Raw genomic sequence first — 24,822 nt, forward strand, 5'->3', positions numbered from 1 at the left:
CCTACCGCTGGTTCTGCCGGCTGGGTCTGGACGGCGATGTGCCGGATCATTCGACCTTCTCGAAGAACCGGCATGGCCGTTTCCGTGAGAGCGATCTGCTGCGCCAGCTGTTTGAGACCGTGGTGCGCCGATGCAGGGCCGAGGGCCTCGTCGGCGGCGAGGGCTTCGCCGTCGACGCCAGCCTGATTGCCGCCGACGCCAACCGCCAGCGCTGCGTGCCCGGTGAGCAAGGTCTGCCGCCCGAGGCCGCCAGCCGCGCGATCGACGAGTATCTGGCGGTGCTGGACGACGCCGCCTTCGGAGCTGCAACGCCGGTCACGCCGAAGTTCATCTCGCCGGCCGATCCGGCGTCCAGGTGGACCGGCGCCAACAAAGGCCTGGCCTTCTTCGCCTACGCCACCAACTACCTGATCGATCTCGACCATGCCGTCACCGTCGACGTCGAGCCCTCGACTGCTGTGCGGCAGGCGGAGGTCACCGCCGCGCGGACCATGACCGAGCGGGTGCGTGAGCAGCACGATCTCTCCCCGCGTCGGCTTGCCGGCGACACCGCCTATGGCTCAGCCGAGATGCTCGACTGGCTGGTCAACGAGCAGGGCGTCGAGCCCCACATCCCGGTGATGGATAAGTCCAACCGCGAGGACGGGGCCTTCTCTCGCAGCGACTTCGCCTATGACCATGCGGGCGACCTCTACCGCTGCCCCGGCGGCAAGGAGCTGAGGCGAAATCGCCGCGCGTTCTCGAAGCCCAGGACCAGCCCGCCGCCCGACGACACGCACCGCTACCTTGCGACCAAGGCCGACTGCGATGCCTGCGCGCTCAAGAGCCGCTGCTGTCCAAACACACCGGCCCGCAGGGTGACCCGTTCGATCTACGAGGCCGCCCGGGACTTCGCCCGCGACATCGCCAAGACCGACGCCTACGTCACCTCCAGGCGCGAACGGAAGAAGGTCGAAATGCTCTTCGCCCACCTTAAGCGCATCCTGAAGCTCGACCGACTACGCCTACGCGGTCCCTGCGGCGCCCGAGACGAGTTCCACCTCGTTGCCACCGCCCAGAACCTCCGCAAACTCGCCAAGCTCATCCCGATAGCAGCGCCAGCGATCGCCTGAGGGGCGGCTGCGCCGCTGCGCCCTCAGACTGACGCCCGGCCAAACCCCGCCTTTTTCAACGAAATCCGCCAGCTGCGCACCTCAAATACCGGCCGAACAATGGGGCCAGCCTAATCCACGACTAGTCGCGCACGGCGGCGTAGCTCGGCTTAGCATTCAGGGCTGCGGGATCGAAACCGGCCACCTTCTTGTACTCCGCAGCGATCGCAGCCCGCTCCGAATGGGGCAGGCGGGCGTCCAGGTCGTCGCCGGGATCGGGCGCGCGGTCCTGGGCCAGGTCCATGACCTTGTCGGGGCCCTGGGCGCGGTTCATGAGCACGATCCGCGAGGTCGCGTCGCGGCGTTCCGCCTCATACGCCGAGAGCCCCGCGTCCATGCCGCTCGCGCGGCGCAGATGGTAGGCCAGGGCCCGCGCATCGATGATGGCCTGCGTGGCGCCGTTGGAGCCGATCGGGTACATCGGGTGGGCCGCATCCCCGATCAGGGTCACACGGCCGAATGTCCAGCGGGGCAGCGGATCGCGGTCGACCATCGGGAACTCAAAGATGCCGCCGGCGGCGCCGATGATCTCGGGCACATCGATACCCGGCCAGCGCCAGTTGGCGAACGGCCCCAGGATGTCGTTTGGATCGCCAGCCTTGTTCCAATCTTCCCTGGCCGGCATCTCGCCCCCGTCTGCCTTCAGGTCGCAGATCCAGTTCAGCAGGGTCTCGCCGGTCTGCGGGTCCTGTTCAATCGGATAGGCGACGAATTTCTGGCGCGAGTGGCCGGCCCACAGCATCGTTCCTGGAAACGGATAGCTCCGTAGCTTGGCCGTGGATCGCCAGAGCGTGACCTGGTTCCACTTGGGCAGGCCCTCATCGGGGTAGAATTTGCGGCGGACCGCCGAATGGATTCCGTCGGCCGCGATCAGGACATCGGCCGCCTCGCCGCCGCGCGGGGCGCCGTCGCGGCCCACAAAACGGGCGTTCACGCCGCCCTCGGTTGGATCGAAATCCGTCAAGGCATGGTCGAACCGGACCGCGTCGGCGCCGAGCCGTTCCAGAACTTTTTCCAGCAGCAGCATCTGCAGGCGGCCCCGGTGCACAGCGATCTGCGGCCAGGCGTAACCTGCGGTCGACCCGCGCGGCTCCCGCCAGATCTCGCGCCCATAGCGCGTGAGGTAGACCAGCGCGCCGATGTCGACGCCGATCCGCCGCAGGTCGTCGAGCAGGCCAAGCGCGGCCAGCTCGCGGGTCGCGTGCGGCAGCAGGTTGATCCCCACGCCCAGCGGGGCCGGCCTGGCGACGGCTTCGAAGACGGTGGGCCGGAAGCCGGCGGCATGAAGGCTCAGCGCCGCCGTCAATCCGGCGATCCCGCCGCCGACCACGATGATCCGGGTGGCGTCACCCACTATGTGACCTCGAAGACGTCGGCGGGGGTCTTAGCTTCAGCAATTGGCGCTCCGATTTCCGCGGTCAGCCGCGCCGCGGCACGACGGCGATGGTGAGGCGCGACACGCAGGTCGGACGGCCCTGCTCGTCGCTGATTTCGATGCTCCACACCTGGCTCGTCCGGCCGAGATGGACCGGCTTGGCCACGCCCTTCACATAGCCATGAGCCACCGCGCGAAGGTGGTTGGCGTTGACCTCCTGGCCCACGCAATGGGCGGCCTCGGGGTCGACGCATAGGTTCGCCGCGGCGCTGGCCAGAGTCTCGGCCAGCACGACGGACGCCCCGCCGTGCAGGATGCCCCTTGGCTGGCGGGTCCGCGCGTCGACCGGCATGCGGCCCTCGAGCCAGTCCGGCCCATAGTCGGTCATCTCGATGCCGAGATGGCCGTTGATGTCGCCCGCGTGGCGCGCGTTCAGAGCGTCGAGATCAACCCTGGAGAACCAGATAGGCTTGGTCATTTGAATGATCAGTCGGCCCCAGGTTTGCTCTTGGCCGACCCAGCCCGGGCAGCCTTCCGCTCTTCCTCCCGCGCCCCGGCCAAGATGGCCGGGAGGGCGTAGTTGCCCTCGTGGCAGGCGTATTCGTAGATGATGCCCTGCAGGGGTGAGAAGTTGTATTCGCCGCCCCACGGCTTGTCCCAGGTGTCTTGGTCTTCCACCTGGAACTGGTAGTTGATCCGCGTCGGCGAGATGCGGGTGAAGCGCTCGGTCACCTTCAGGTTCTTCCACGAGCCCATGAAATTGTTGGCCTGCGGCACGTTCGTCGTCTCCACCACGAGGGTGTTCCCCTCGTAGTGGCCGATGGAGTCGCCCAGCCATGGGCGCAGGCCGTCGGTGCGGTGACGGTCGTTCAGGCGCACGATCCTGACGTCGTGGATATGCTCCACCTGGATCGCCACCGAGTCTCCGGTCTGCACGATCTGATAGTTGTTGTTGTAGTAGCCGTTGGGCAGCATCGGCGGCGGGGCGTTGCGAGCGAAGCCGATGCAGCGCTCGCCCAGCGGTCGATCCTCATAGCTGTCGTAGACCTCGCGGAATCCGCCTGGGCCGAGACCGCCTGCGCCACCACCGACCCCGGACCTGGGCGGTGGAATCTGGCCGTTCGGCGTCGTCAGGATGGAGGTCCTGAACTGGCCGTCGATGTCCAGCATGTGGGTGCCGGGATCGAGCCAGAAGGTGTTGTAGCCGCCCACGTCGCCCCCGGACTGGGCGAAGTCGGCGCGGGCGGTGATCAGCTTGGCGTCCTTGGCCTTGTCGTCGGCGTTGCCGGGCAGGGTGTTGGGGTCGGCTTCCGCGTCCCGGGCAGCGAGCGCCTCGGTGAAGAACTTCTCCTTCGCATGCGCCTCGGCGGCTGACAGGGTGGGCTTGTCGGTGATGCGCAGATCGCGGGTTAGCGGCGTCAGCGTCACGTTTGTCCAGGCTCCGGACAGGTCCGGCTGGCCCCAGGCGTTCCTCGGGACGCGCCAGCGGGGCTGCTGGACGTTTGGATCGGCCGAGGCGGCTGTCTTCACAGCGGGCGCGGCCACGGCGGCCGACATCGCCAAGGCGCAAACGGCAGTTCCGAGGCGAAGGATCGTAAGGCGCGCCCTGGGCAGGGCGCCGTTACGGCGTGCGCGGGCGGTTCGTAAGATCATGGGGTAATCCTCACGGCGGCGGCGCCGCTCTGATCGGCTATGATGGGTTGGCTCGCTTGAGGTCGGCGTCTCAGGCCAGGCCGCGAAGGAAGAGTCCGAGATCGGTTCGAAGGGCGCGGTCGAACCGCGGTCTGTCGAGGTATCCGCTGAGCAAACCGCCCAGGTGGAAGTAGTAGATCGCGAACAGGCTGCGCGCGGCCGGCATGAGGGGCGTCGCCGCCGCAACCCCGCCCTTCGCCTGGGCGGCGTCGAGCAGGAACGCCAGGCGTCCCAACAGGCCCCTCATCAGTTCGCGGACGAGCGCGCGCTGTTCGGAAGCGCCGACGTAGCCAAGCTGGCGCATGAGGGTCCTCGCCAGCGGCAGGTCCCGTTCGTGATAGGCGACCAGCGTCCCGAAGAAGGCGATCACCTGGTCCAAGAGCTGGCTGGCGTCCTGCGCATCGACATAGGCGCGCTCGACGACGTCAAGCATCTCGTCGTGGAACACCAGGATAAGAAGGTCGTCCTTCGTCCTCGCGTAGGTGAAGACCGTACCCCCGGCCACGCCGGCGGCGTCGGCGATTTCCTGGGAGGTTGTCCCTTCGAACCCCTTGCGGGTGAACAGGTCACGCGCCGCCGCGATGATGCGCGCGCGCTTGTCGAGCTTGTTCTGTTCGCGACGTCCGAGCGCAACGGCGGCCAACGGAGTCTCTCCTGCGCGAGATTTTAAGACAGCATCGTCAGATCGCATGCGCGCGTCAATAAAAATGAGCGCACTCATTTTCTGAAATGTCTAGGCGTTGGGGGCTGACCCGCGGCAGATCGCTCGAAGGGTCAGCCATCTGCAAAAAGTGGTCGTTGAGCCGGATCGCCGCCCAACGTCCGCCTTCCCCCATAGCTGGCATTAGCCTGCCAGGCGTCCTTTCAGCCCCGTCCTCCGCAGGCTAGAAAGGCCGCCGAAGGAGCCGTGAACCTGATGACAGAAACCCCGTCCCAGCTGATCGACGGCAGGATCGCGGAGCTTGGCGACTGGCGGGGCGCGACGCTGGCCCATGTCCGCGCGCTCATCCGGCAGGCGGACCCCGAGGTTGTTGAGGAATGGAAGTGGCGCGGCGTACCGGTGTGGTCGCACGACGGCATCATCTGCACCGGCGAGACCTACAAGGCCGTCGTGAAGCTCACCTTCGCCAAGGGCGCCGCGCTTGAGGACCCAAGGGGCCTGTTCAACTCCAGCCTCGACGGCAATGTCCGGCGCGCCATAGACATCCATGAGGGCGAGGAGGTCGACGAGGCCGCCTTGAAGGCGCTCGTTCTTGCCGCCGTGGCCCTGAACAAGGCCGCCGCTGAGGCCCGGAAGCGGCCCCGCAAAGCCTGACCCGGGCCGCCTAGCCGGCGAGGGCCTGGGGCTCGGCGGAGCCCTGGTTGTTCGCGGGCGCCGGGGCTGAGCGTTTCCGATAGGTGGGCGTGGCGCGGGCGGCTTCGCCGTCGAGCCCCTCATAGAAGTACTGCGCGCCCACTCCGAGCGCGTGGGCGATCCGCCAGAGCATGGCGGCCGACATCTGGCGCACGGCGCACTCGTATTTCTGGATCTGCTGGAAGCGAAGGCCGCAATTCGCCGCCAGCTCCGTCTGGGTGAGGCCCAGGATCTTGCGCCGCTGACGCAGGCGTCGGCCGATGTGGATGTTGACGATCTCGGACATATTCGAATTCCCCAGCACGCTGCCCAGCGAGACCCGAAGGCTAGATCGTGCGATGCACGGCGCCTATGAGTCTGAAGTCCTACGACTTTGGACCTAAACGACAGCTGAGCCGGGAGGTTCCCTGGGCGTGGCGCGGACCGCGCGACAAGATTTCGAGGCGTGTCCCAAGCCGCTTGAAGCGCCGGGATCGAGACCCTATAACCCGCGCCTCGTTCGCGCGGGGGCCGCCCCATGAAGCGGCGTGCGGCTGGGTAGCTCAGATGGTTAGAGCGGTGGATTCATAACCCACAGGTCGGCGGTTCGATCCCGCCCCCAGCCACCAACCCCGGCGCGATTGTTCCCAGACCCTCAAGTCGGCGTCGCCGAACCCCACTCATTCCAGGCGGCGAACTTCGGCGTCTTGGGGACGTACATGCTCTCCGCATCCTGCAGCGCAAAGCCGGCGGCGGCGATGGCTGAGCCGATGGGGCGGGTGAGGTGGCAGCCGCCGGCGATGCGCTTCCAGACCGGCTCGATACGGCGCTGCCACTTGGCGAGGCCGGGGTCGGGCGCGAGGCCGTGCTCGCAGTAGAGGAAGCGGCCCTTCGATTTGAGGACCCGGCGGGCCTCGGCCAGGGCCGCGGCCGGCGTGTGGACCGAGCACAGGGTGAAGGTGCAGACGACGGTGTCGAAGCTCCGGTCTTCGAAGGGCAGAGCCTCGGCGGTCCCGTCCTCGACGGCGACGGCCAGGCGCGGGTCGCGGGGTGCAGCCTGGGCGGCGGCGCGCAACTCGGCGGCCGGATCGACGCCGATGACGGCGCTGACCCTTTCCGGGTCGTAGAAGCTGAGGTTCAGGCCCATGCCGATGCCCAACTCCAGCACCCGGCCCTCGGCGCGGGGAACGATCTTGCCGCGCTGGCGCATGATCGGCGACGAGGCGCAGGCGCATTTCAGCAGGCGGGGCAGGACGAAACGGTCGTAGAGCGAGGCCATGACGGCGTCCTCCTCAGTGCGCGTCGTAGACCTTCGGCGCAGCGCCGAGGGCGACGGGCCCCAGGGTCGTGCGTCCGGCCTGGAAGTCGAGGGTCGCCTGGGCGGTGTCGCCGGCCTGGCGGGCCTGGACGACGGCGGTTGCGGACTGCGCCGCGCCCTGATCGACGAGGCCCTCCGCGCCCAGGGCGTCCAGCGCGCGGGTCGCCTGGCGCAGGGTGACCGGCAGTATCCCGGAGAGCCGGCCGCCGCTGTCGACGCAGAGCGAGCCGCCCCGGGCGCCCAGCACCGCATCGCCGGCGGTGATCCCGGCGTCGCGCACGGTCATCCGGCCGCCGGCGTCGGCCCAATGGCGCACAGCGTCGCCCCAGTCGCGGCCCTGGAAAGCGCTCATCTTCGACAGCGTCGAATTCCAGACCATGGCGATCGGCTTGCCGCCGGCCACGCGGGCGAAGAGGCCGGTGAGCCGCGCCTTGCCGCCGTCGAGGCGCGCAAAGACGCCGCCCTCGTCGTCGGGGCCGGCGCGCAGGTGGAACTCCACCCGGTCGGCGGAGGTGAGCGCGAAGGGCTGGGCGCCGGCCTGCGGCGCGAAGGTGAGCTTGACGCCCTCGAAGGAAAAGCTGGGCGGCCTGGCGGTCAGGTGGGTCAGGCTGGCGTGGATCAGGTCGCCCTTCACGGCCACCGGACCGCCGACCGGGCGCACGAAGCTGAGGCCCGCAGGCGCGGCGATCATCCAGTGGGTCAGGGCGTGCATATAGGCCTCGCCCTCGATCCGCGGCGCGTCGAGGCCCCAGCCGGAGGGCTCGCGGGCGCTGAACTCGGTGAGGGTGACGTCCATGCGGAAAGGGTAGCCGCCGATCTGGCGGTTCTTCCAGGTGACATGGTAGCCGGCCTGGCCGAGGGCCTCGACGGCGGCGTCCATGCGGCTGGCGGCCTGGCCTTGGGCCCAGACCCAGGCGGCGCTCCAGCCGACGATCAGCAGCCCGAGGGCTGCGAATGGAAGCCAAAGGCCTAGGCGGCGGAATTTGCGGGCGGGCGAGGGATCGGGCAGAGACATGGCCTCTCTATAGCCGCGGTGTGGGATGTCCGACGAGCTTTGGGTCTTCGGCTACGGGTCTTTGATGTGGCGGCCGGGCTTTCCGTTCGTGGAGCGGTCGCCTGCGACGCTGGCGGGACGCCGGCGGGCCTTCTGCATCTACTCGGTGCATCATCGCGGCACCTATGAGCGGCCGGGGCTGGTGCTGGGCCTAGCGCCGGGCGGTTCGGTGCGCGGCGCGGCCTACCGGATCGCGCCCGCCGATCGGGCTGGCGTCTACGCCTATCTTATGGAGCGCGAGCAGCCGACCGAGACCTACATCGAGGCGCGCCGGTGGGTGCGGCTGGCGGACGGGCGGCGCGTGGAGTGCCTGGTGTTCTTGTCGGACGTGCATCACCCGCAGTGGGCGGGCGCGCTCAGTCTGGAGCAGCAGGCGCAGCTGATCGCCGGGGCGACCGGGCTTTCGGGCCGCAACGTCGACTATCTGCGCGACCTGGTGGAACACCTGGGCCGTGAGGGGATCGTCGATCGGTCGATGGAGGTGCTGCTAGGGCTGGTCGAGGGGATGGAGCCCTAAAGCGCCAGCAGCTTGTTCGATGCGGTCTCGATGCGCTCCTGCAGGATGCGCATGAACTCGGCGCGCTTCAGGCCAGGCGGGATCGGTTCGAGGTACTCGAAGACGATGGTCCCGGGGTGGCGCAGGAAGCCGTGCCTCGGCCAATGGACGCCGGAGTTGGTGGCCACCGGATGCACAGGCACGTCGATCTCCCGGTAGAGGGCGGCGATCCCGGGCTTGTAGTCGGGCGCTGCCCCCGGCTCCTGGCGGGTGCCTTCAGGGAAGATCACCACCTGGCGGTTTTCGGCGAACACGTCCGTGGCCTCGCGGACGAGCTTACGTAGGGCGCTGGCGCCGGCCTCACGATCGACAACGATCGACTTCACTTTCAGTGCATACCAGCCAAACCAGGGGATCCACGTCAGCTCCTTCTTCATGACGAAGCAGGAGGAGGGCAGGACGGAGAATTGGGCGAAGACGTCCAGCATGCATTGGTGCTTGGGCGCGATCAGGGCCGGTCCGGTGGGCATGTGCTCGCGGCCGCGCACCTCGACCTTGATGCCGCAGACGACCAGCAGCGCCACCACGCCGCGGCCCCAGTAGTGGAACATGGCCAGCGACCAGCGGGTGGGCCCGAACAGCAGCGGGGTGCAGCCCACCGCCACCAGCGCCGTCCACAGATAGAAAAGCGCCACATAGGTGAGGGATCGGACGACCAGCACGCTCAGCCCTTCTGAGGCGCCGCGGGCGTTGTGCGCGGACCCAGGCCCAGCACCGCCTCGCGGCCGAGGATCGCCAGATACTTGCAATACTCCACCGCCAGCAAGCGCGCCGCGCCCGGCGAGCGCCACCACGCCCGGCTTTTCAGCGCCGCGGTCGGGGTGGCGTAGGTCTGCAGCGTGAAATCCGGCGGCCGCAGCACGGCGCGCAGCTCCAGCATGGCGCGGGGCATGTGGTAGTCGGAGGTGACGACGGTCAGGCTCCGGTAGCGCATGTTCCGCGCCCACTCGGCGGTCTCGCGGGCGTTGCCCACCGTGTCGGCGGCGGTGAAGCCCAGGTCGACGCAACAGTCGTAGAGCCGGTGAGCGGAACCCGTGGAGATCCGCAGCTGCTCACGGCTGACGCCGCGGTTGACGCCGGAGACCAGGACGCGCCGGCCGCGATGCTCGGCCAGCAACTGGACGGCGGCGGCGATCCGCTCGTTGGAGTTGGCCCCGGTGAGCGCCACAATGCCGTCGGCGGGCGCCGGCTCGGCCTGCTGCGGCGTCGACTGTTGCACCCGCGCGGCGAAGGCGAAGAGACCGGCGGTCCAGATCAGCGCCAGCACCAGCAGGGCCGCCAACGTCCTCACAGCATGGTCCGGATCAGGCCGATGGCGGTGAGCTGCGCGGCTGTCGCGGCCACCAGCGCCGCCAGCAACGGGCAGGGGACCACCGCCAGGAGGTCGCTCCAGGCCAGCGGCAGGGCGGGTGTCAGCCCCTCGCCGCCGCCGGCGATCCGCAAGCCCGCGCCCACCGCCATGGCGGCGATGGCGCCGAGCAGGCCTGCATAGCCGGCCACGCGGGCGAACCGCACCTGGAACAGACGGGCGATGAAGCCGTCCTCGGCGCCGGCCAGGTGCAGCACCTCGACCACGTCGCGGCGCGCCGCCAGGCCCGCGCGGGTGGCGAAGGCGATCACCGCGCCCGCCGCCGCCGCGATCAGCAGGAAGATCCCGGCGCCCAGGCCGCGCACCAGGCCGCCCGCGCGGCGAATGTCCTTGATCCAGATGGAGTGGTCATCGACCGTGGCGTCGATGTTCTGACTGGTGAGCGCGGCGCCGAGCTGGGCGGCGGTGGCGGGATGGCGCCCGTCCAGCGTCACCGCCACCAGGCGCGGCACCGGCAGGTCCTCCAGGTCGCTGACGTCGCCCAGCCAGGGGCGGATCAGGTCATAGGCCTTGGCGGGCTCGAGCGCGCGCGCCTCGGTGACGCCGGCGGTCCCGGCCAGAGCCTCGGCGGCGCGGGCGGCGGCGGCGTCCGGAGTCTCGCCGCCGCGCGGACGCACGATGACCGTGGCCTCGCCGGTCAGTTGACCGGTCCAGCCGGCGGCGGCGCGGTCAGCGGCGATCACCCCCATGGCGGTCAGGCAGGCCAGGAAGCACAACACCGCGATCACGAAGATCAGGGCCCCGTCGCGGGTCTCCTTCTCCGGCAGGAACGGCGCGGGCTTCCAGCGCTGGACGTCGAAGATCTCGCTCATGCAAGCGGTCCCTGCGCGGGCTTGGGACTGATGCGACCGTTTTCCAGAAGCAGGACGGGGCGGCCGGAGCGAGCGATCAGGTCCTGATCATGGGTGGCGATCAGCACCGTAGTGCCCAGCCGGTTCAACTCCACGAACAGTCGAAAGATGCGCACAGCCATGTCGTGGTCGACGTTGCCGGTGGGTTCATCGGCCAGCAGGATGTCGGGCCGGTTGACCACGGCGCGAGCGATGGCCAGCCGCTGGCGTTCGCCGCCGGCCAGGGTGGCGGGCATGGCGTGCATCCGCTGGCCGAGGCCGACCCAGGTGAGCAGCTCAGCCACGTCGTTACGGTAGTCGGCGGGCTTGCGGCCGGCGATGCGCAAGGGAAGGGCCGCGTTGTCGAAGGTCGAAAGGTGGTCGAGCAGCACCAGGTCCTGGAACACCACCCCGATCCGGCGGCGAAGCTGTGGCTTGGCGCTGGCCGGCGCATGGGCCACGTCCTGGCCGAACAGGTGGACCAGGCCCTTCGAGGGCTGGGCGGCCAGGTAGATCAGCTTCAGGAGCGAGCTCTTGCCGGCGCCCGAGGGGCCGGTCACGAAGTGGAACGACCCCGGCGCGAGACCGAAGTTCAGGTTGGTGAGCACGTCCGGCCCACGGCCGTAGCGCATGGAGACATCGTCAAAGCGGACGACGTCTTCGGGGAATTTGCCTGCCGCGGCGGCAACGGGGTTTCTGGACATGGAGACCGAAATCGGCGACCTCGGATGGAGAGGCTTCGGGAGCGTCCGATTCGAGTGTCATGATACTGACCTGTCCAGAGTGCGCCACCAGCTATTTCGTGGACGACTCACGGATCGCGGCGGCTGGGCGCACGGTGAAGTGCTCCAGCTGCGGCGCCCGCTGGACAGCGCTGCCGGAAGGGGCCGAACCGCCCGCGCCGAAGCCGCCCAAATCGGCGCCCGTCGCCGCCTCCGCGCCGTCGGCTTCACTGGTCGACGAAGTGGTCTTCGAAGCCCCAATCGCGACGCCTGTCGTCCCGCGCAAGGCGCCTCCGCCGCGCCGTGAGGGCAATGGCAAGGCGCTGATTTGGGCCGGCGCAGCGGTGGTCGTCGCGGCGGTGGTCGCCGGGGCCATCGTCTTCCGCGCCCAGGTGGTGCGGCTGCTTCCGGCGAGCCAGGCGGCCTATGCCGGCATCGGCCTGCCGGTCTCCGCCCTGGCCATCGAGCAGGTCCATGCCGACGCCGGGTTCCAGGGCGGCCATCCGGCGCTGTCGATCACCGGCCAGCTGCGCAACCAGCGCGACGAAGCGGCAACCGCGCCGCCGCTGCGGTTGAGCCTGCTGGACCGCCTGGGCAGGCCCGTCGCCGTCAAGGTCGCCCGGCCGATCGACGCCATCGTGCCGGCGCGCGCCGTCCGCCATTTCGCCATCTCCATCGTCGATCCGCCCGCCTCGACGCACGACCTTGAAGTGAGCTTCCAGCCGGAAGGCAAGGCCGCGCATGTCACGGTGGCTGCGCCGACAGCAGCTGCAGCGCTGCCCGCCGTTCCGCCGGCTTCCAAATGACCGACGCCACGCCCGTGGTCCTGCTCAGCGAGGCGGAGATCGCCGAGCGTGTCCAGGCTCTGGCCGCTGCGGTCGCGCCGCGAATCGACGACGACACCGTGGCGGTCTGCCTGCTGACCGGGGGCCTTTGGTTCTGCGCCGACCTGATGCGCGCCCTGTCGCGGGTCGGGCGTCACGTCCGCTTCGACGCCCTGTGGCTGGCGTCCTACGGCGACGAGCGGGCGAGCCTTGGCCGCTGCGAGGTGCGCGCCGACTTGCAGCGCCCGCTGGCCGGGCGCCGGGCCCTGGTGGTGGACGACGTCTTCGACACCGGCCTGTCGCTCTCGGAAGCCGCCAGGCTCGTCCGCGACGCCGGCGCCGGCGAGGTCCTGACCTGCGTCTTCGCCAGCAAGCCCTGGCCAAACAAGCGGGCGATGGAGCCCGACTTCGTCGCCTGGGAGGCGCCTGCCCGATTTTTGGTCGGATACGGCATGGACGCCGCGGGCGCCTATCGCGGGCTCCCCTATATCGGGGCGCTCGACTAGAGAAGCGTCACGAGATCGCCGCATCCCGGCGGCATCCACCGCGTTCTACCCCCATGGGAGCAACTAAGTTGATGAAGCGTGTGGCCGTCCTTGCGGCCCTTTCGATCCTTGGCGCCTGCAGCCAGTCCGGGTCTTCCGGCGGGCAGGCGACCGACAAGTTCGCCGGCCTCGACAATGGGATCCTGACCTGGCGCAAGCAGATCATCGCCGCCGACCCCCTGTGCAAGGCCACCGCGGAGGACCAGAAGTGCCAGACCTTCGAGGTCGCCTGCAAAGCCGAACGCACGATCACGCCGGATGACACCGCCAAGGGGATCACCGCCCGCGTGGTGACCGCGATGACCTGGAATGGGTTCGACCCGAAGCTGAAGCAGGCGCAGGCCGGCTCGCGGACCTCGGAATTCACCAAGGGTCCCTCGGGCTGGACCCGCGCCGACCACGCGCCGGTGAATATGTCGAGCTGCGCCGACCTGTAGAGACTTAGCCGGGCAGGTCCTTCTTTGGGATCGCCGCGACCTCTTCCGGCGTCAGCTTCCGCAGGGAGCGCGCAATGAGCGGCTCCCGGAAGCCCTGGTGATCCGACAGGGTCAGGTCGAGGTCGAGCGCCGAGCAGATCCAGTCAGATCCGCGCACCCGGTTGATGAGGAATCGATCGGCGTCCTTGTGGACGTGGGAGCCCTTGGTCAGGTCCACTCGGTAGATGTCGCGCAGGCCCACCCGAAGGTAGAGAAAGTCCCCGTCGCCCGGCGCGCTCCAGCCTTCCCAGTTGTTGCTGGCGAAGCAGGCGCTGTGGGCGCCGGGGGCAGGCGCCGCACTTGCGGCGCTGGCGGTGAGCGCGGCGGCGGCCAGCGCCATTGGGATCACATTCAAACCCATAGCCATCTCGAACCTCCGAGTGGAACCTAGGTCCAATATATCACGACCTTCGCGCTTGCGCTGGCGCGGCGCGGATTGCAGGCCGCCCGGTGAAACGGGGGCGCCTGATCAAAAATGTGCAGTGCCGCCCGGCCCTCGAACGGCTTAGCGTCCCCTCGAAACGCGGGGGCGCAGACGATGACGGCGATTGCAGCGGGCGCAGAGCGCAGACGGGGGCGACCGTTCGCGCCGTTCCACCGGTCGGATCGCAGCTTCTTCCTGGTGATAACGCTGCTGATGTGGGGCGGAATCGTCACGGGCTTCGGCAGCGATGTGATCCACCACATCTCAGCGCACGAACCCGCCTTTCCTCTGATCGTCCATTTCCATGCCGCGGCCTTCGTCGGCTGGATGGTGCTGTTCACGGCCCAGATGGCCTTGATCCGCACCGGCCGCCAGGAGCTGCATCGCAAGGTCGGCGTGGGCGCCATCGGCCTTGCGGCGGTGATGGTGGTGCTGGGGCCGGCCACGGCGATCACTATGGACAGCCTCAAGTTCGCGGCCGATCACCAGCCGCCGGCTTTCCTGGCCGTCCAGTTCAGCGACATCGCGGCCTTCGTGGTCCTGCTGACGGCAGGCCTAGTGTGGCGCAGGTCGCCGGCGGCGCACAAGCGGCTGGTGCTGCTGGCGACGCTCTACATCACCGACGCCGGGTTCGCCCGGGCGCTGGGCGGACCCGTCCACGCCGCGCTCGGCGACGGGTACTGGGCGACCTGGCTGGGTCTCTACACCGGCAACGACCTGTTGATCCTGGGCTTCGGCGGCTACGACCTGGCCACCCGCGGGCGGCTGCACCCAGCCTATGTCGCTGGGTCCGCCTTCATCCTCGCCGTGCAGTTTACGGCGGCGTGGTTGCTGACGATGTCGCCCGCCTGGGCGCAGTTCTCGCTGCACCTGATCGGCCGCTAAGCGGCCTCAAAGCCAGGGTGCGCTCGCCTCGCGGGCCAGCATGTCGTCGTAGGTCGGGCGCGGGCGGACCACGGCGTAGCGGTCGCCCTTCACCAGCACTTCCGGGACCAGCAGGCGGGAGTTGTATTCGCTGGACATGGCCGCCCCGTAGGCGCCGGCGGTCATGAAGGCCACCAGATCGCCAGCTTCCAGCGGCGGCAGCAAACGGTCGCGGGTGAAGGTGTCGCCGGTCTCGCAGATGGGCCCAACCACGTCGTAGGGCTGGGGCTCCCCCTCGCGCGGCGCCACCGGGCGGATGTCGTGGTAGGCGTCGTACATGGCGGGCCGCAGCAGGTCGTTCATGGCTGCGTCCAGCACCAGGAACTTGCGGCCTTCGGGCCGGACGTGGACGTGCTGCACGCGGGCCACCAGCACGCCGGCGTTGGCCGCGATCATCCGGCCGGGCTCGAAGGCGAACTGGATGTCGCCGAGGCCATCCATCACCCGCGCGATCATCGCGGCGTAGTCAGCCGGCGCGGGCGGCGTCGGCGCATTGAAATAGGGCGCGCCGAGGCCGCCGCCCAGGTCCAGCCGCTCGACCGACAGGCCCTCGGCGCGCAGGCGCTCGACGAGGCCGCGCATCTTGCGAAAGGCGGCTTCCAGCGGGGCCAGGTCGGTGATCTGGCTGCCAATGTGGCAAGCGACGCCGACGGGCCGCACGCCGGCCATGTTGGAAGCCTGGGCGTAGAGCCGCTCGGCCTCGGCCATAGAGACGCCGAACTTGTTCTCCGCCTTGCCGGTTGCGATCTTGGCGTGGCCGCCGGCCTCGACGTCGGGATTGACCCGGATGGCGACCGTGGCGCGCTTGCCCAGGCGCTGGGCCACGGTGTTGACCAGGTGCAGTTCCGGCTCGGACTCCAGGTTGATCTCGGCGACGCCGGCCGCGAGCGCGAAGGCGATCTCCGCCTCGCTCTTGCCGACTCCGGAAAAGACGATGCGCTCGGGCGGCACCCCGGCGGCCAGGGCGCGGCGAACCTCGCCCTCGGAGACCACGTCGGCGCCCGCGCCCGCCTGGGCAAGGGTGCGCAGCACCGCCACATTGGGATTGGCCTTCACCGCGAATGCGATCAGCGGGTCCTCGAGCCCAGCGGATGTCAGGGCGTCGCGCAGCACTGTGAAATGCCGCTCCAGGGTGGCCGAGGAATAGACATAGACGGGCGTGCCGACGGCCTCGGCGATCTTTGCCAGGGGCACGCCCTCGCAGTAGAGCTCGGTCCCCCCGTGCTCTCCTCGCCCGAGCTCGAAGTGGTTCATCGCGGATTGGCGTAGGGGTCGGGGAGCGCCCCGGGCGGCGACGAGGCGAACGGATCCTGGCCGGAGCCTGGGATCGGCAAGGTGCGCGGCGGCGCGGGGTCGGTGGACCGGTCGCGCGGGTCGACGGTGTCGACGGGGCGCTGCGGGTCCTGGGCCTGGCGCTGCTGTTCCTCGGCCTGCCGGTCGGTGGCGCGGCCGGCGCCGTTGAGCGGGCCTGGCTTTTCCAGCTGGCCCAGCTTGCCGCAGGCGGCCAGCGGGGTGGAAAGGATCAGCAGGGCGGCGCCTGCGCGAATGAAGGTCCGGAGGGTCATGCGAGGAGTTCCTTCCAACGCTGGATCTGGGCGCGCACCTGATCAGGCGCCGTCCCGCCGTAGCTCATGCGGCTGGCGACCGACGCCTGAGGCGTCAGCACCTTGTAAACGCCCTCGCCGATCCGCGGCTCCAGGGCCTGGAGGTCGGCGAGCGGCAGGCCGGGCAGATCGGTCCCCAGGTGTTCGGCGCGCTTCACGGCCGCGCCGGTGATGTGGTGGGCGTCGCGGAACGGCAAGCCGAGCTCGCGCACCAGCCAGTCAGCGAGGTCGGTGGCGGTGGAGAAGCCCGCGCCGGCGGCTTTCGCCATGTTTTCGATGTTGGGCTGCAGGTCCGCGACCATGCCGGCCATGGCGCGCAGCGACAGCTCCAGCGCATCGAAGGCGTCGAAGACCGGGACCTTGTCCTCCTGCATGTCCTTCGAATAGGTCAGCGGCAGGCCCTTCATCACCACGGCCAGCTGGGTGAACGAGCCCAGCATCCGACCGGCCTTGGCGCGGACCAGTTCGGCGGCGTCGGGGTTCTTCTTCTGCGGCATGATCGAGGAGCCGGTGGTGAAGGCGTCGGTCAAGCTGATGAAGCCGAACTGCGGCGTCATCCAGACCACGATCTCCTCGGCCAGGCGCGATAGGTGGATGGCGGTGATGGTCGCCGCAGCCAGGGCCTCCAGCGCGAAGTCCCGGTCCGCCACGGCGTCCAGCGAATTGGCCGCCGGCCGGTCGAAGCCCAGAGCCTCGGCGGTCATATGACGGTCGATGGGAAAGGGCGAGCCGGCCAGAGCGGCGGCGCCCAGCGGGCTCTCGTTCATCCGCGTCCGCGCGTCCGCGAACCGCGAGGCGTCGCGGCCGAACATCTCCACATAGGCCATCAGGTGATGGCCGAAGGTCACCGGCTGGGCCGGCTGCAGGTGGGTGAAGCCCGGCATCAGGGCCGCCGCATTGGGCTCGGCCTTGGCGACCAGGGCCTTCTGGAGCGCCCGGATCTGGGCGCCGGTCCGGTCGCAGGCGTCGCGCACCCACATGCGGAAATCGAGCGCGACCTGGTCGTTGCGCGAGCGCGCGGTGTGCAGTCGGCCGGCCGCGGCGCCGATCAGTTCGCGCAGGCGGGCCTCCACATTCATGTGGATGTCTTCGAATTCCTCGCGGAACGGGAAGGTCCCGGCCGCCATCTCCGCGCCGATATCGGCCAGGCCGTTCAGGATCGCCTCGGCGTCCTGGCTTGTAATGACGCCGGTCTTTTGCAACATCGCCGCGTGCGCCCGGGACCCCTCCAGGTCCTGGACCGCGAGCCGGCGGTCGAAGCCGATGGAGACGTTGATCGCCTGCATCAGCTCGGCCGGCTTGTCCGAGAAACGGCCGCCCCACATCGCCTGTCCCCCAGGGTCGTTTTGGGCGGCAGGCGCCTTAGGAGCGTCAGAGGAGTCGGTGGTCATATGAACGATCAGTCCGCGGGCAAACCCAGGGGCGGGGTCCTGACATGGGCCCTCTGGGGCGCCGCTGCTATAGGCGTCGCCGCGGTTGTCTACATCATAGCCCAGTCGGCCTCCAAGCCACCGGAGACCCGGACCGCCGTGGCCAGCTCCGGCGCCGTGCCGACGGCTGCGGAAACCCACGACGTGGCCAAGAAGCTGGAGCACCCCGCCGACGGGTCCGCGCCGCCGGCCTACGTCTTCTTCGACGGCCACGGCAAGAGGCTCACCGCGGCGGATTTCAAGGGCAAGGTGGTGATCATGAACCTGTGGGCCACCTGGTGCGCGCCCTGCAAACTGGAGATGCCGACGCTCGCCAAGCTTGCCGAGACCTACGCCGGCAAGCCCGTGGCGATCGTGGCGGTCAGCATCGACAAGGTTGACGAACTGCAACAGGCCAAGGCCTTCATCGCCGCCAACGCGCCGCTCGGCTTCTACAACGATCCTGACGCCAAGCTTCCCTGGGCGCTGAAGCCGTCAGCCAGCGGCATGCCGACCACGATCATCCTGGGAAAGGACGGGCTGGAGCGCGGCCGCATCTCGGGCGAGGCCGACTGGAACGGCGAAGGCGCCAAGGCCACGATCGACAAGATCCTCGCCCAGAGCTGAGGCCGAGGAGGCTGGTGCGCGTCGCTTAAGCCAGCTGGCGCGTCTTGGCGGGCGTGACGTTGTTCTGGGCGGTCATCGCGCGCAGCAGGCCAACCAGCGAGCTGCGGGCGTCCGGCGTCATCAGCTCATAGGCCGCCAGGAGTTCCAGGGCGCCGGGCGTGCGCATCCGCGTGAGCAGGTCGAGATCGCCGGTGGTTTCGCGGTCCGGCCCGTCCAGCACGTCCATCAGATCGACAACCCGGCATTGCAGGGCGCGCGCGATCTGCACCAGGCGCGAGAAGGAAATTCGGTTCGCCCCGTTCTCGTACTTCTGGACCTGCTGGAAGCTGACGCCGCACTGCTCGGCCAGGGCTTCCTGCGAAATGCCGATGGTGCGCCGGCGAATCCGCACGGCGGCCCCCAGGGCCACGTCCATCGGGTCAGGCGCCTTTGTCGACGGATCGGTCAATTCGGTCTCCCCAGGCCGTTTGATTTCGCTGGAAAAACGTCCCCCCGGACGCCAAGGCCACGGCTCTACCACAAGTTAAGCTTGCTATTTCCAAGTTGAAAAGACTGGTTGCGACCAGCGGGTGCGACAAATTCAACCCGACCGCTGCCGCGCCGGCGTCAGTTGCAGCCCTGGAAGGCTCGCGTGGAGCCGCCGTCGAGCGGTTAAGCACTTGGTCACCGAAGCAGCCCGAATTCCAAGGCCGGACGATTCGACGGCAACCCAAGGTCCCATGCGCACCATCCGCCTGCATCCGCCCTTCGACCACGGCGCGGCGCTCCGCGTGCCGCCGCCCAGCGACAAGGCGAGCTGGCGCGCGCTCTGGAAGTGGCTGGGCGAGGAGGCCTGTGCGGTGATCGAGGGCGCGGCGGTGCAGGTGCGCACGCCCGAAGGCCCGGTGGTCGCCCGCTGTGGCGACTGGATCGTGCTGTCGCACTCCGGGTCATTTCACGTCGCCCATGCGGCCCGTGCGCACGACGCCTGAGGCCTGTTCCGAATTTTGGGGGCCTGACGAAGGCCGCAAGAATCCGCCATAAGCCGCCGATGCGCGCGTCCTTCGACACCCTTCCCGCCGCCGCCGCCTGGTACGAGGCCTGGCTGCGCGAAGCCGCCCTGCCGCTGTGGGCGGGCGCCGGGGTCGATCCCGCGGGCGGCCTCTTCGAGGAGAGCCTGAGCGTCGACGGGCGTCCCGTAGAGGCGCCGCGCCGCGCGCGCGCCCAGGCCCGGCAGGTGTTCGTCTTCGCCTCGGCGGCCAACTCCGGCTTCGGGCCGCAGTGGCTGCAGGTCGCACGAACCGGCTGGGCGCGGTTCGTGAAGGTCTACCGCCGTCCGGACGGTCTGTTCATCAACCGCGTGGCGGGCGACGGGACGCCGGTCGACGCCGAGGCCGACAACTACGAGCAGGCCTTCGTCCTGTTGGCGATGGCGGCGCTGCAGGCGGCCGACGGCGCGGACCTGGAGGACGAGGCGACGGCGGTGATGGCCGCGCTGCAGGATCGTCGCGCGGCCGGCGGCGGCTTCCGCGAGAACGGGACCCATCCCTACCAGGCCAATTGCCACATGCACCTTTTCGAGAGCGCGCTGGCCTGGGAGCCGCTGGGCGGGCCGGCCTGGGCGGCGCTGTCCGACGAGATCGCCAACCTGGCCCTGTCGCGCTTCATCGATCCGCGGAGCGGCGCCTTGCGTGAGTTCTTCGACGCTGACTGGCGCGCGCGGGAAGGCGAGGGTGGCCTGGTCGAGCCGGGGCACCAGTTCGAGTGGGCGTGGCTCCTGGAACGCTGGGGGCGCCTGCGCAGTGAGGCCCCGGCGCTTGCGGCGGCGCGGCGGCTGTTCGAAAACGGCCTGCGCGGCGTCGATCCAGGCCGCGAGGTGGCGGTGAACGCCTTGTGGGACGACTTCTCGGTGCGCGACGGTTCGGCCCGCCTCTGGCCGCAGACCGAGCATCTGAAGGCCGCCGTGGTGCTGGGCGACGCCGGCCAGGGCCTGCGCGCGGCGCGCGGTCTGGCGCAGTATCTCGACACGCCCGCGCGCGGCGCATGGCGCGACAAGCTGGGCGCTGACGGCGCCTTCGTCGAGGAGCCATCGCCGGCGACCTCGTTCTACCACCTGATGGCGGCGATCCTGGAGCTGATCGCCCATGCCGGGTCTGTGAGAGCTTAGCGATGAAGATTCTCGGCGCGGGCCTGGCGGCTGTCCTCATCCTGGCCCCAGCGGCGGCCCTGGCTGCGCCGCCGGACCCCCACGCGATCCTGGCGGATGTCGGCAAGGTGGTGTCCGCAAACGGGATCGACGAGGCCAAGGCGGTGGAGATCGGCGGGATCAAGCAGTGGATCCGGATCCGCGGCCGCGATCGGCGCAATCCGATCCTGCTGGTGATCCACGGCGGCCCGGCCGCGCCCGACTTGCCGAACAGCTACCTCTTCGAGCGGGGGTGGGAGGACTATTTCACCGTGGTCGAGTGGGACCAGCGCGGCGCCGGCAAGACCTATGAGCTGAACGATCCCAAGACTGTCGAGCCGACGATCCGCGGCGAGCGCATGATCCAGGACGCCGAGGAGCTCACCGCCTATCTGCGCAAGACCTACGACCGGCAGAAGATCTTCGTCCTGGGCCACTCCTGGGGAACCTATGTGGGTCTCAGCCTGGCCGAGCGGCGGCCGGAATGGCTCTACGCCTACATCGGCGCCGGCCAGATCATCGATTTCCCGGCCCAGGAGCGAGCCGGTTACGCCTGGGTGCTGGGCGCGGCGAAGGCCGATGGCAACAGTACCGCGGTCAGGGAGCTGGAGGCCATCGCGCCCTATCCGGAGGCGAACGGCGCGGTTCCCTTCGATAAGATCAATCTGGAGCGCAAGTGGTCCGTCCACTACGGCGGCCTGACCCACGGCTGGGCGAGCTTCGACGTCTGGGAGAAGGCCGAACGGATCTCGCCGGACTATTCCGAGGCGGATTTCAAGGCGATCGACTTGGGCAGCGGCCTGTCGTTCCCGCATCTGTTGCCCCAGATGATCAAGGCGAACTTCACCGGCGTGACCCAACTGAAGTGCCCGCTGCTGATCTTCGCCGGCCGCTATGACTATACGACGCCCAACGCGCCGGTGCGGGTCTGGTACGACCGGGTGCAGGCGCCCCACAAGCAGTGGGTCTGGTTCGAGAACTCGGCGCACATGATGTACCTGGAGGAACCGGGCCGGGCCCTGGTCAGCCTGGTGCAGGATGCGCTGCCCCTGGCGGGCAAGGCGGGCGGTCTGGAGTAGGCGCGTTTAGCCCCGCGCAACCTCGAGGACGATCTTGCCGCGGACGTGCTCGTTCTCCAGCTTCCTCTCCGCCTTTGCGGCGTCGGCCAGGGTAAAGACGGCGGCGATCACGGGCGTCACCTTGCCGTCGTCGATCAGTCTGGCGATTTCGGCGAGTTGGCCGCCGTTGGGCTGGGCCATGTAGTGGACGCCGCGCGCGCGTTTGGCCTCAGCCTTGGCTTTGTCGGGCTCTTTCAGCGTCGAGACCATCACGCCGCCATCCTTGAGCACAGTCCAGGAGCGATCCTGCGTCTCGCCGGCCACGAGGTCGTAGACAAGGTCGATGTCATGGGCGCGGTCCTCGAAGCGCTCGGCGTGGTAGTCGATCACCTCATCGGCGCCGAGTCCGCGCACGAACGCCACATCCTCCTGCGAGCAGGTGGCGAATACGGTCGCGCCACGCGCCTTAGCGAACTGGACGGCGAAATGGCCGACGCCGCCGGACGCGCCGTGGATCAACACCCGCTGACCGGCTGCGAGGCGTCCGTGGTCAAACAAGCCCTGCCAGGCGGTGAGCGCCGCCAGCGGCACGGCGGCGGCCTGGATGAAGTCGAGCCGCTCGGGCTTGCGCGCACAGTCCGCCGCCTTCACCGCCACATATTCCACATACCCGCCGCGATCACGAGCGAGCATGGCGTAGACGGCGTCGCCGGCCTTGAACCCACTCGTCTCACCGGCCACGGCCTCGATAGCGCCGGCCACGTCGCGTCCGAGGGTGACCGGCAGCGCGCGTTCGGGGATATAGCCGCCGTTGCGCATCTTGTAGTCCACCGGATTGACGCTGGCGGCTTCGACGCGGACCAGGACTTCGCCCGGCGCCGGGTCCGGCCGCGGCTGGTCCTCGACCCGCAGGACTTCGGGACCGCCGAACTCGTGGATGCGCACCGCTTTCATGGGCTGTTCTCCCGCTGGGCTTCCCCGGCAAGGGAGAGCCTGTCAGGCCGCGAACTCGCCGGGCGTGTGGGCGGTTCCGTCGCGGCGGTGCGCAAGTCGCCCTGCCAGATAGGTGGCTTCGACGGCCCGGTCGTCGCCCAGCACCTGCAGCACGAAGAGCTGCTCGGCTAGGGTCTTCGCGCCCGCCGAGCGTCGCGCCAGCAGTGGCGTCGCCGCCACGTCGAGGACCAGGAAGTCGGCTTCCTTGCCGGGCAGGAGATTGCCCACCTTGTCGTCGATCCGGAGCGCCCGGGCGCCGGCCAGGGTCGCCAGATAGAAGGCGTGCATGGGGTCGACCACCTCGCCGCCCAGCTGGCCGACCTTGTAGGCTTCGCCCATCATGTGCAGCAGTGAGAAACTGGCGCCGGCGCCGATGTCGGTGCCCAGGCCGACCGTGACCCCGCAATCGCAGGCTTGCTTGAGGCTGAAGAGACCCGAGCCCAGCAATAGGTTCGACGAGGGACAGAAGGCGGCCGAGGCGCCCGCGCGATGCATGCGGCTGAGGGCGTCCTTCGTGGTGTGCACGCAGTGGGCGAAGACCGAGCGCGGTCCGACCAGGCCATGGCGGTCGTAGACGTCCAGGTAATCACGCGCGTTCGGGAAGAGTTCGCCGACCCGCTCGATCTCGGCCAGGTTCTCGCTCATGTGGGTGTGGATCAGCACCTCGGGGTGGGCCGCGGCGACCTCGCCGGCCATGGTCAGCTGGGCGTCCGACGAGGTGACGGCGAAGCGCGGGGTGACGGCGTAGCCCAGGCGCCCGCGGCCGCGCCAGGCGCGGATCAGGGCCTCGGTGTCGGCGCGGCCGGTCTCGACGGTGTCGGTCAGCGCCGCCGGCGCATGGCGGTCCATCAGCACTTTGCCGGCGATCAGCCGCATGTTGCGCGCCAGCGCCGCCTCGAAGAGGGCGTCCACCGAGGTTCTGTGGACGGTGCCGAACACCAGGGCGCTGGTGGTTCCGTTGCGCAGGAGCTCGGTGAGGAAGAAATCCGCCGCCTCGTCGGCATGCGCCCGGTCGGCGAAGGCCTGCTCGGCGGGGAAGGTGTGGGTGTTCAGCCAGTCGAGCAACTGCGAGCCCCAGGCGGCCACCACATCGGTCTGCGGATAGTGGATGTGGGCGTCGACGAAGCCGGGTGTGATCAGCTTGCCGGAAAGATCGGTCACCGCGGCGTCGGCGGGCAGGCCCGGCGCCAGATCGGCATAGCCGCCGAAGGCCGCCACATGGCCTGCGTCCACCACCAGCAGGCCGTCGGCATGGTAGGCGCAGGCGACCTCGGCCGGAGCCCGGCAGGGATCCTCCAGCATGTGGAGCAGGGATGCGCGGTAGGCCTGGACGGTCACGGGCGGTCGGAATTCCAGTCTCTGGGGGCGAGGCCCGCCCGGCGTCCGCAGTCGTAGGCCGCCGCCGGCCCCTGCGCCAGCGCCCCCGGCGGCGGCGCACAAAACCGAGCCAAATCAGCGCCGTGCCGGACACGGAGCAAAGTCGTAACGCTTGCCAAGTCAAATGGGCTGGTGTTTGATCTCCGCTCAAAGGCCCTATGCCGGCGAACGGCGCAGGGCCTTTTTCGATTCTGGAGGCTTGAGAGCCCATGTCCGCCAACAGGACATCTCACATCCGGCTCACGTCGCACCCGGGCCACGGGACAGCGAGCCGTTTCCCCATCCATTGGGACGCCAAGACCGCCCGCGAGCGCGGTCCAGTCATCGCCACGCCGAACGCCGGCGCGGACCGCAACGCTATCGGCGCGCATGGCGGCGCCTATTCGATCTATCGCGCGCTGGCGATCTCTTCGGGCGCCATGGCCGCCGAGACGCGGCCGGAGCTGCACAACACCTATCCGGTGGTTCCGATCGGCCCGCACGCGCAATGGCATGAGCCGGGCAAGATCGTCAGCCTCGATCCGTGGGGCCACCGGGTGGCCGAGGATTTCGCCGCCGAACTGGCCGAGGGCGTCGACATCCGCCCGACCATCGCGGTCACCAAGGCGCGCATCGACCTGCCGGAGATCCACGACGCCATCGCCAAGGGCCGGCTGAAGGTCGACGGGACGGTTGTGCACGAGAACGGCGACGTGGCGGTGACCAAGGCCGCCATTGACCCGGTCTGGTGCCTGCCGGGCGTCGCCGAACGCTTCGAGGTGGATGAGCAGCAGCTGCGCCGCACCCTCTTTGAACAGACCGGCGGCATGTATCCGGAGCTGGTCACCCGACCGGACATCAAGGTCTTCCTGCCGCCGATCGGGGGCATCACCCTCTATATGTTCGGCGACCCGGCGAAGATCGGCAACAAGCGCTACACCCTGACCTGCCGCGTCCACGACGAGTGCAACGGCTCCGACGTGTTCGGCTCCGACATCTGCACCTGCCGGCCCTATCT

30 protein-coding genes and 1 tRNA gene are annotated in these 24,822 nt (G+C 69.2%); 13 read left to right on the plus strand and 18 right to left on the minus strand.

Translation table 11 applies throughout. The features are described from left to right. Positions 1 to 1,112, plus strand: a 1,112-nt coding sequence (locus E8A12_RS20410) for an IS1182 family transposase (RefSeq protein ID WP_293372291.1), incomplete at its 5' end; no start/stop codon positions are given. 121 nt (positions 1,113 to 1,233) lie between these two features. On the opposite strand, the gene E8A12_RS20415 is transcribed toward E8A12_RS20410, so the two are convergent. The 4 genes from E8A12_RS20415 to E8A12_RS20430 form a co-directional block, all read right to left on the minus strand. Beyond that, on the minus strand, positions 1,234 to 2,505 hold the full coding sequence (locus E8A12_RS20415; RefSeq protein WP_293372293.1) for a flavin-dependent oxidoreductase: 1,272 nt from the start codon (positions 2,503 to 2,505) through the stop codon (positions 1,234 to 1,236). 64 nt (positions 2,506 to 2,569) lie between these two features. Further along, a complete protein-coding gene (locus E8A12_RS20420) occupies positions 2,570 to 3,004 on the minus strand; it encodes a hotdog fold thioesterase (RefSeq protein ID WP_293372295.1) in 435 nt (144 codons plus the stop codon). An 8-nt stretch (positions 3,005 to 3,012) separates the two neighbouring features. Next, positions 3,013 to 4,179, minus strand: a complete 1,167-nt coding sequence (locus E8A12_RS20425; RefSeq protein ID WP_293372297.1) for a hypothetical protein — start codon at positions 4,177 to 4,179, stop codon at positions 3,013 to 3,015. 70 nt (positions 4,180 to 4,249) lie between these two features. Next, positions 4,250 to 4,861, minus strand: coding sequence for a TetR/AcrR family transcriptional regulator (locus E8A12_RS20430; protein WP_293372299.1), 612 nt, complete (start codon positions 4,859 to 4,861; stop codon positions 4,250 to 4,252). A 273-nt stretch (positions 4,862 to 5,134) separates the two neighbouring features. Here E8A12_RS20430 and E8A12_RS20435 point away from each other — a divergent pair, with 273 nt between their 5' ends. Beyond that, positions 5,135 to 5,533, plus strand: a complete 399-nt coding sequence (locus tag E8A12_RS20435; RefSeq protein ID WP_293372301.1) for a DUF1801 domain-containing protein — start codon at positions 5,135 to 5,137, stop codon at positions 5,531 to 5,533. Between the two features lie 10 nt (positions 5,534 to 5,543). On the opposite strand, the gene E8A12_RS20440 is transcribed toward E8A12_RS20435, so the two are convergent. Next, positions 5,544 to 5,858, minus strand: a complete 315-nt coding sequence (locus E8A12_RS20440; protein ID WP_293372303.1) for a helix-turn-helix transcriptional regulator — start codon at positions 5,856 to 5,858, stop codon at positions 5,544 to 5,546. A 245-nt stretch (positions 5,859 to 6,103) separates the two neighbouring features. Between E8A12_RS20440 and E8A12_RS20445 the strand changes: the two genes are divergently transcribed. After that, positions 6,104 to 6,180, plus strand: a tRNA-Met gene (locus tag E8A12_RS20445). 26 nt (positions 6,181 to 6,206) lie between these two features. Here the strand turns inward: E8A12_RS20445 and E8A12_RS20450 are convergent. After that, a complete protein-coding gene (locus E8A12_RS20450; protein WP_293372305.1) occupies positions 6,207 to 6,830 on the minus strand; it encodes a class I SAM-dependent methyltransferase in 624 nt (207 codons plus the stop codon). A 13-nt stretch (positions 6,831 to 6,843) separates the two neighbouring features. After that, positions 6,844 to 7,884, minus strand: coding sequence for a DUF2125 domain-containing protein (locus E8A12_RS20455; protein ID WP_293372307.1), 1,041 nt, complete (start codon positions 7,882 to 7,884; stop codon positions 6,844 to 6,846). Positions 7,885 to 7,909: 25 nt separating this feature from the next. Here E8A12_RS20455 and E8A12_RS20460 point away from each other — a divergent pair, with 25 nt between their 5' ends. Then, on the plus strand, positions 7,910 to 8,440 hold the full coding sequence (locus tag E8A12_RS20460; protein ID WP_293372309.1) for a gamma-glutamylcyclotransferase: 531 nt from the start codon (positions 7,910 to 7,912) through the stop codon (positions 8,438 to 8,440). Here the strand turns inward: E8A12_RS20460 and E8A12_RS20465 are convergent. Genes E8A12_RS20465 through E8A12_RS20480 form a run of 4 tightly spaced genes read right to left on the minus strand, consistent with a single transcriptional unit; the run spans position 8,437 to position 11,382 of the window. After that, positions 8,437 to 9,141 (minus strand): lysophospholipid acyltransferase family protein, encoded by a 705-nt coding sequence (locus E8A12_RS20465; RefSeq protein WP_293372311.1) that lies wholly within the window; start codon positions 9,139 to 9,141, stop codon positions 8,437 to 8,439. The genes E8A12_RS20460 and E8A12_RS20465 overlap by 4 nt on opposite strands. A gap of 2 nt (positions 9,142 to 9,143) precedes the next feature. After that, positions 9,144 to 9,770, minus strand: coding sequence for a YdcF family protein (locus tag E8A12_RS20470; RefSeq protein ID WP_293372312.1), 627 nt, complete (start codon positions 9,768 to 9,770; stop codon positions 9,144 to 9,146). Continuing rightward, positions 9,767 to 10,660 (minus strand): ABC transporter permease, encoded by an 894-nt coding sequence (locus E8A12_RS20475; protein WP_293372314.1) that lies wholly within the window; start codon positions 10,658 to 10,660, stop codon positions 9,767 to 9,769. The genes E8A12_RS20470 and E8A12_RS20475 overlap by 4 nt, the downstream gene beginning before the upstream one ends. Then, the gene (locus E8A12_RS20480) at positions 10,657 to 11,382 is read right to left on the minus strand and encodes an ATP-binding cassette domain-containing protein (RefSeq protein ID WP_293372316.1); all 726 of its coding nucleotides are present in this window, start codon (positions 11,380 to 11,382) and stop codon (positions 10,657 to 10,659) included. Before E8A12_RS20480 ends, E8A12_RS20475 begins: the two co-directional genes overlap by 4 nt. A gap of 59 nt (positions 11,383 to 11,441) precedes the next feature. Between E8A12_RS20480 and E8A12_RS20485 the strand changes: the two genes are divergently transcribed. The 3 genes from E8A12_RS20485 (at position 11,442) to E8A12_RS20495 (ending at position 13,206) form a co-directional block, all read left to right on the plus strand. Next, a complete protein-coding gene (locus tag E8A12_RS20485; RefSeq protein ID WP_293372318.1) occupies positions 11,442 to 12,206 on the plus strand; it encodes a DUF3426 domain-containing protein in 765 nt (254 codons plus the stop codon). Beyond that, positions 12,203 to 12,730: a phosphoribosyltransferase family protein gene (locus tag E8A12_RS20490; RefSeq protein ID WP_293372320.1), complete on the plus strand. Its 528-nt coding sequence runs from the start codon at positions 12,203 to 12,205 to the stop codon at positions 12,728 to 12,730. Before E8A12_RS20485 ends, E8A12_RS20490 begins: the two co-directional genes overlap by 4 nt. A gap of 71 nt (positions 12,731 to 12,801) precedes the next feature. Next, the gene (locus E8A12_RS20495) at positions 12,802 to 13,206 is read left to right on the plus strand and encodes a hypothetical protein (protein ID WP_293372322.1); all 405 of its coding nucleotides are present in this window, start codon (positions 12,802 to 12,804) and stop codon (positions 13,204 to 13,206) included. Positions 13,207 to 13,210: 4 nt separating this feature from the next. On the opposite strand, the gene E8A12_RS20500 is transcribed toward E8A12_RS20495, so the two are convergent. Continuing rightward, positions 13,211 to 13,612, minus strand: a complete 402-nt coding sequence (locus tag E8A12_RS20500; RefSeq protein WP_293372324.1) for a hypothetical protein — start codon at positions 13,610 to 13,612, stop codon at positions 13,211 to 13,213. A 171-nt stretch (positions 13,613 to 13,783) separates the two neighbouring features. Here E8A12_RS20500 and E8A12_RS20505 point away from each other — a divergent pair, with 171 nt between their 5' ends. Next, on the plus strand, positions 13,784 to 14,554 hold the full coding sequence (locus E8A12_RS20505; RefSeq protein WP_293372326.1) for a hypothetical protein: 771 nt from the start codon (positions 13,784 to 13,786) through the stop codon (positions 14,552 to 14,554). Positions 14,555 to 14,560: 6 nt separating this feature from the next. Here E8A12_RS20505 and lysA read toward each other — a convergent pair whose 3' ends face one another. The 3 genes from lysA to argH are packed head-to-tail and all read right to left on the minus strand — an operon-like array spanning position 14,561 to position 17,588. Beyond that, positions 14,561 to 15,847 carry a diaminopimelate decarboxylase gene (gene lysA / locus E8A12_RS20510; protein WP_293372328.1) on the minus strand — a complete coding sequence of 429 codons (1,287 nt, stop codon included), beginning with the start codon at positions 15,845 to 15,847 and terminating at the stop codon, positions 14,561 to 14,563. After that, entirely contained in the window at positions 15,844 to 16,158 is a 315-nt protein-coding gene (locus tag E8A12_RS20515) for a hypothetical protein (protein ID WP_293372330.1), read from the minus strand. Before E8A12_RS20515 ends, lysA begins: the two co-directional genes overlap by 4 nt. After that, on the minus strand, positions 16,155 to 17,588 hold the full coding sequence (gene argH / locus E8A12_RS20520; protein WP_293372332.1) for an argininosuccinate lyase: 1,434 nt from the start codon (positions 17,586 to 17,588) through the stop codon (positions 16,155 to 16,157). The genes E8A12_RS20515 and argH overlap by 4 nt, the downstream gene beginning before the upstream one ends. Here argH and E8A12_RS20525 point away from each other — a divergent pair, their 5' ends adjacent. Further along, the gene (locus E8A12_RS20525) at positions 17,589 to 18,233 is read left to right on the plus strand and encodes a TlpA disulfide reductase family protein (protein ID WP_293372334.1); all 645 of its coding nucleotides are present in this window, start codon (positions 17,589 to 17,591) and stop codon (positions 18,231 to 18,233) included. A 25-nt stretch (positions 18,234 to 18,258) separates the two neighbouring features. On the opposite strand, the gene E8A12_RS20530 is transcribed toward E8A12_RS20525, so the two are convergent. Further along, positions 18,259 to 18,681, minus strand: a complete 423-nt coding sequence (locus tag E8A12_RS20530; RefSeq protein ID WP_293372336.1) for a helix-turn-helix domain-containing protein — start codon at positions 18,679 to 18,681, stop codon at positions 18,259 to 18,261. Between the two features lie 271 nt (positions 18,682 to 18,952). On the opposite strand from E8A12_RS20530, the gene E8A12_RS20535 reads away from it, so the two are divergent. From E8A12_RS20535 to E8A12_RS20545, 3 genes are read left to right on the plus strand one after another with little or no spacing between them, the layout of a single operon-like run. Then, a complete protein-coding gene (locus tag E8A12_RS20535) occupies positions 18,953 to 19,204 on the plus strand; it encodes a hypothetical protein (protein WP_293372338.1) in 252 nt (83 codons plus the stop codon). 59 nt (positions 19,205 to 19,263) lie between these two features. Further along, positions 19,264 to 20,379, plus strand: a complete 1,116-nt coding sequence (locus tag E8A12_RS20540; RefSeq protein WP_293372340.1) for an AGE family epimerase/isomerase — start codon at positions 19,264 to 19,266, stop codon at positions 20,377 to 20,379. A gap of 2 nt (positions 20,380 to 20,381) precedes the next feature. Continuing rightward, positions 20,382 to 21,476 (plus strand): alpha/beta fold hydrolase, encoded by a 1,095-nt coding sequence (locus E8A12_RS20545; RefSeq protein WP_293372342.1) that lies wholly within the window; start codon positions 20,382 to 20,384, stop codon positions 21,474 to 21,476. A gap of 6 nt (positions 21,477 to 21,482) precedes the next feature. Here E8A12_RS20545 and E8A12_RS20550 read toward each other — a convergent pair whose 3' ends face one another. Both E8A12_RS20550 and guaD read right to left on the minus strand, forming a co-directional pair. Then, positions 21,483 to 22,409 (minus strand): NADP-dependent oxidoreductase, encoded by a 927-nt coding sequence (locus E8A12_RS20550; RefSeq protein ID WP_293372344.1) that lies wholly within the window; start codon positions 22,407 to 22,409, stop codon positions 21,483 to 21,485. 42 nt (positions 22,410 to 22,451) lie between these two features. Beyond that, the gene (guaD, locus tag E8A12_RS20555; RefSeq protein ID WP_293372346.1) at positions 22,452 to 23,786 is read right to left on the minus strand and encodes a guanine deaminase; all 1,335 of its coding nucleotides are present in this window, start codon (positions 23,784 to 23,786) and stop codon (positions 22,452 to 22,454) included. 248 nt (positions 23,787 to 24,034) lie between these two features. Between guaD and E8A12_RS20560 the strand changes: the two genes are divergently transcribed. Then, positions 24,035 to 24,822: GTP cyclohydrolase II (locus E8A12_RS20560; RefSeq protein ID WP_293372348.1), on the plus strand; the 788-nt coding region annotated here is incomplete at its 3' end.

Origin of the sequence: Phenylobacterium sp. (assembly GCF_004799395.1) — a bacterium.
Lineage (GTDB): Bacteria > Pseudomonadota > Alphaproteobacteria > Caulobacterales > Caulobacteraceae > Phenylobacterium.

What these genes read in the sequence shown, in the direction of transcription:
- E8A12_RS20420 (WP_293372295.1), bottom strand. Translation starts at nt 3,004, where the DNA reads ATGACCAAGCCTATCTGGTTCTCCAGGGTTGATCTCGACGCTCTGAAC.
- E8A12_RS20425 (WP_293372297.1), bottom strand. Translation starts at nt 4,179, where the DNA reads ATGATCTTACGAACCGCCCGCGCACGCCGTAACGGCGCCCTGCCCAGG.
- E8A12_RS20435 (WP_293372301.1), top strand. Translation starts at nt 5,135, where the DNA reads ATGACAGAAACCCCGTCCCAGCTGATCGACGGCAGGATCGCGGAGCTT.
- E8A12_RS20440 (WP_293372303.1), bottom strand. Translation starts at nt 5,858, where the DNA reads ATGTCCGAGATCGTCAACATCCACATCGGCCGACGCCTGCGTCAGCGG.
- E8A12_RS20450 (WP_293372305.1), bottom strand. Translation starts at nt 6,830, where the DNA reads ATGGCCTCGCTCTACGACCGTTTCGTCCTGCCCCGCCTGCTGAAATGC.
- E8A12_RS20455 (WP_293372307.1), bottom strand. Translation starts at nt 7,884, where the DNA reads ATGTCTCTGCCCGATCCCTCGCCCGCCCGCAAATTCCGCCGCCTAGGC.
- E8A12_RS20460 (WP_293372309.1), top strand. Translation starts at nt 7,910, where the DNA reads ATGTCCGACGAGCTTTGGGTCTTCGGCTACGGGTCTTTGATGTGGCGG.
- E8A12_RS20475 (WP_293372314.1), bottom strand. Translation starts at nt 10,660, where the DNA reads ATGAGCGAGATCTTCGACGTCCAGCGCTGGAAGCCCGCGCCGTTCCTG.
- E8A12_RS20480 (WP_293372316.1), bottom strand. Translation starts at nt 11,382, where the DNA reads ATGTCCAGAAACCCCGTTGCCGCCGCGGCAGGCAAATTCCCCGAAGAC.
- E8A12_RS20485 (WP_293372318.1), top strand. Translation starts at nt 11,442, where the DNA reads ATGATACTGACCTGTCCAGAGTGCGCCACCAGCTATTTCGTGGACGAC.
- E8A12_RS20490 (WP_293372320.1), top strand. Translation starts at nt 12,203, where the DNA reads ATGACCGACGCCACGCCCGTGGTCCTGCTCAGCGAGGCGGAGATCGCC.
- E8A12_RS20495 (WP_293372322.1), top strand. Translation starts at nt 12,802, where the DNA reads ATGAAGCGTGTGGCCGTCCTTGCGGCCCTTTCGATCCTTGGCGCCTGC.
- E8A12_RS20500 (WP_293372324.1), bottom strand. Translation starts at nt 13,612, where the DNA reads ATGGCTATGGGTTTGAATGTGATCCCAATGGCGCTGGCCGCCGCCGCG.
- E8A12_RS20505 (WP_293372326.1), top strand. Translation starts at nt 13,784, where the DNA reads ATGACGGCGATTGCAGCGGGCGCAGAGCGCAGACGGGGGCGACCGTTC.
- lysA (WP_293372328.1), bottom strand. Translation starts at nt 15,847, where the DNA reads ATGAACCACTTCGAGCTCGGGCGAGGAGAGCACGGGGGGACCGAGCTC.
- E8A12_RS20515 (WP_293372330.1), bottom strand. Translation starts at nt 16,158, where the DNA reads ATGACCCTCCGGACCTTCATTCGCGCAGGCGCCGCCCTGCTGATCCTT.
- argH (WP_293372332.1), bottom strand. Translation starts at nt 17,588, where the DNA reads ATGACCACCGACTCCTCTGACGCTCCTAAGGCGCCTGCCGCCCAAAAC.
- E8A12_RS20525 (WP_293372334.1), top strand. Translation starts at nt 17,589, where the DNA reads ATGAACGATCAGTCCGCGGGCAAACCCAGGGGCGGGGTCCTGACATGG.
- E8A12_RS20535 (WP_293372338.1), top strand. Translation starts at nt 18,953, where the DNA reads ATGCGCACCATCCGCCTGCATCCGCCCTTCGACCACGGCGCGGCGCTC.
- E8A12_RS20540 (WP_293372340.1), top strand. Translation starts at nt 19,264, where the DNA reads ATGCGCGCGTCCTTCGACACCCTTCCCGCCGCCGCCGCCTGGTACGAG.
- E8A12_RS20545 (WP_293372342.1), top strand. Translation starts at nt 20,382, where the DNA reads ATGAAGATTCTCGGCGCGGGCCTGGCGGCTGTCCTCATCCTGGCCCCA.
- E8A12_RS20550 (WP_293372344.1), bottom strand. Translation starts at nt 22,409, where the DNA reads ATGAAAGCGGTGCGCATCCACGAGTTCGGCGGTCCCGAAGTCCTGCGG.